This is a genomic window from Skermanella sp. (assembly GCF_059503625.1).
Genome location: NZ_JCACHA010000272.1, coordinates 1 through 3,063, shown reverse-complemented (window position 1 = coordinate 3,063; position 3,063 = coordinate 1). Strand labels below are relative to the sequence as shown.

At 63.6% G+C, this 3,063-nt stretch carries 2 protein-coding genes; both read left to right on the top strand.

The annotated features are described in order from the left end of the window. The first annotated feature begins 438 nt into the window (after positions 1-438). Positions 439-1,953, top strand: coding sequence for an ABC transporter substrate-binding protein (locus tag AC5JJ6_RS06425; protein ID WP_496041244.1), 1,515 nt, complete (start codon positions 439-441; stop codon positions 1,951-1,953). Between the two features lie 52 nt (positions 1,954-2,005). Next, the gene (locus AC5JJ6_RS06420) at positions 2,006-2,929 is read left to right on the top strand and encodes an ABC transporter permease (RefSeq protein ID WP_496041243.1); all 924 of its coding nucleotides are present in this window, start codon (positions 2,006-2,008) and stop codon (positions 2,927-2,929) included. The last annotated feature ends 134 nt before the right edge of the window (positions 2,930-3,063 follow it).

Genomic DNA, 3,063 nt, shown 5'->3' with positions numbered 1-3,063 from the left:
AAGCTGCGCGACCGTCAGGTCGGCTATCCCGTGTCAATCATCAAGGCCGGCGTCGAGCTTATCGGCCGCCATCCGGGACCGGTCCGTCCGCCGCTCACCAACCTGACCGGCGAGGAAAAGGAAATGCTCCGGGGCCTGATCGCGCAAGCCGGCTGAGTTGCCCCGCCCGGCCCCATCGGCGCTAACTTAGGCTGTCTCTTCCGCCTTTCCGTCATACCAAGGCTTGATCTTGGTATCTCCCTTCAGGAACTGAGCGGGTAACATCCGGACTTCAAGTTGAAGTCCTCACGTCAGCTTCCGCCGGGAGATGCCAAGATCAAGTCTTGGCATGACGATAGAGTGGAGCGTAATGCCCGCTTGACGCGCAGGAATGTATTAAGTCGGCGCCAATCTGACCGGCGCTGAGCAGGCTTCAATAAGACTAAACGGAGGAAACCAATGAGAAACAAAGGTGCGCTTTCGACTATTGCCTGCGCGATCGTGATGGCATCGGCGGTCTCGCCGGCGCTGGCCCAGAGCGGCGGCAACAACATCACCATCGTCCTGCCGGAGCAGCCCAGCAACCTAGAGCCGTGCGGCAGCATCCTGACCGATGTCGGACAAGTGCTGAACCAGAACATCACGGAGCCGCTGACCGTCATCGACCCGAAGGACGGCACGCCGCAGCCCAAGCTGGCGACCAAATGGGAGCGGGTCAACGACACGACATGGCGGTTCCACCTGCGCGACGGCGTCAAGTTCCAGGATGGCAGGGAATTCAATGCAGAGGCCGTCGCCTTCACGCTCAAGCGGATGACCAGCGGCGCCTTCACCTGCAACAACCTCGCGAAGTTCGGCAGCGCCAAGCTTTCCGTGACGCCGGTCGACAAGCTGACGGTCGATATCAAGACCGAAAAGCCGGAGCCGATCCTGCCGGCGCTGCTGAGCGTCGCCATGATGGTCTCGCCCGCCACTCCGGCCGACAAGGCGGTCAACGATCCCGTCGGCACCGGTCCCTACAAGCTCAATACCTTCACGCCGCAAACCGTGGTGCTCGACCGCTTCGACGGCTACTGGGGCAAGACGCCGGATATCGCGAAGGCGACCTATGTCTGGCGCGGTGAATCCTCGCTCCGCGCGGCGATGGTCCAGACCGGCGAGGCCCAGTTGACCCCCGCCATCGCGATCCAGGACGCGACCAATCCGAAAACCGACTTCTCCTACCTGAACTCGGAAACCACGGCGATCCGGATCGATACGGAGCAGCCTCCCCTCAACGACGCCCGCGTCCGCAAGGCGCTGAACCTCGCCATCGACTGGCAGGGGATGGCGGAGCTGTTCGGCGCCGACGTGCTGCGCGCTTCGCAGATGGTGGTGCCGGGCATCAACGGCCATGACCCCGACCTCAAGCCCTGGGGTTACGATCCGGATCAGGCCGCCAAGCTGCTGGCCGAGGCCAAGGCAGACGGCGTTCCGGTCGGGACGACGATCAAGCTGATCGGCCGCAACGGGATCTACCCGAACGGCAACGAAGCGCTGGAAGCGATGATGACGATGTGGGAAGCCGTCGGCTTCGACATCGACCTCCAGATGCTCGACGTCGCGGACTGGACCCGGTACCTGCAAAAGCCCTTCCCGCAGGAGCGCGGTCCCAACCTGCTCCAGATCATGCACGACAACAACAAGGGCGACGCCGCCTTCACCGTGCCGATCTTCTATCAATCCAGCGGCCAGTACGCGACGTTCTCCGACCCCAAGGTCGACACCCTGATCGGAGAGGCGCTGAACGCCACCGACACCGCCCGGACCAAGGCGTTCCAGGAGATCTTCTCCGAGGTGCATGACAGGATCGCGGTCGACATCCCGATGTTCCACATGATCGGCTACACCCGCGTCGGAGAGAGCCTGGACTGGCGTCCGAACCTGACGACCAACAGCGAAATCCCGCTTGCCGAGATCCGCCTGAAGAAGTGAGCGCGCTTCTGAAAGCGCCCATTTCCGAGCTTGTTTCTGAAAGGGAAAACGGATGTTCGGCTATCTGGGAAAACGCGCACTCCACAGCGTCGTTTCCGTCCTGGGATTGCTGGTCCTCGTCTTCTTCCTGACGCGGCTGACCGGCGACCCCTCGTATCTCTTCCTGCCTCTCGACGCCACGCCCCAGGCGCGGGAGGCCTTCTCGGCACTTCACGGCTTCGACCAGCCTCTCTACATCCAGTTCTTCAACTATCTGGGCGATCTCCTCCACCTGGATTTCGGGGAATCGCTGCGCCAGAACCGCTCGGCGATGGAAGTGGCGCTGGAAGCCTTTCCGCAGACGCTAAAGCTGGCCGTGCTGGCGATCTTCCTGGCGGGAGCGCTGGCGCTGGTGGTCGGATCGCTGGCAGCCGCCAAGCCGGGCAGCCTGTTCGACCGCTTCGCCAGCCTCGTGTCGCTGGCGGGCGCCAGCGCCCCGGACTTCTGGGTCGCCATCGTCGGCATCCTCGTCTTCGCGGTCAGCCTGGACCTGCTGCCGACATCGGGCACCGGCTCCGCCGCCCACTGGATCATGCCGATCGGCGTCCTGATGCTGCGGCCCTTCGGGCTGCTGGTCCAGGTCGTGCGCGGCACGATGATCGGCGCGCTGTCGTCGCCCTACGTCAAAACGGCGCGGGCCAAGGGCGTGCGGCGGCAGAAGATCATCTTCAGCCATGCGCTCCGCAACTCGCTGCTGCCGGTCATCACGGTCGCTGGCGACCTCGCCACCAGCCTGGTCAACGGCGCCGTGGTGGTCGAATCCGTCTTCGGCTGGCCCGGCATCGGCAAGCTGATGATCGACGCCATCATCCAGCGCGATTTCGCGGTGGTGCAATCGACCGTGCTGGTCACGGCCTGCGCCATCTTCATCCTGAACATCGCGATCGACATCCTCTATGCCGTGCTCGATCCGCGCATCCGGTATCAGACGTCATGACAGTGATCCCGACAGACCTGAAGGCGGCCCAGAAGCCATCCGGGCGCGAGCCGGGCAAAGCCCGCGTGCTGCTCGGCTACCTCGTCCACGACAAGCTGGCGCTGATTTCCGCCATCTACCTGCTGATCCTGATC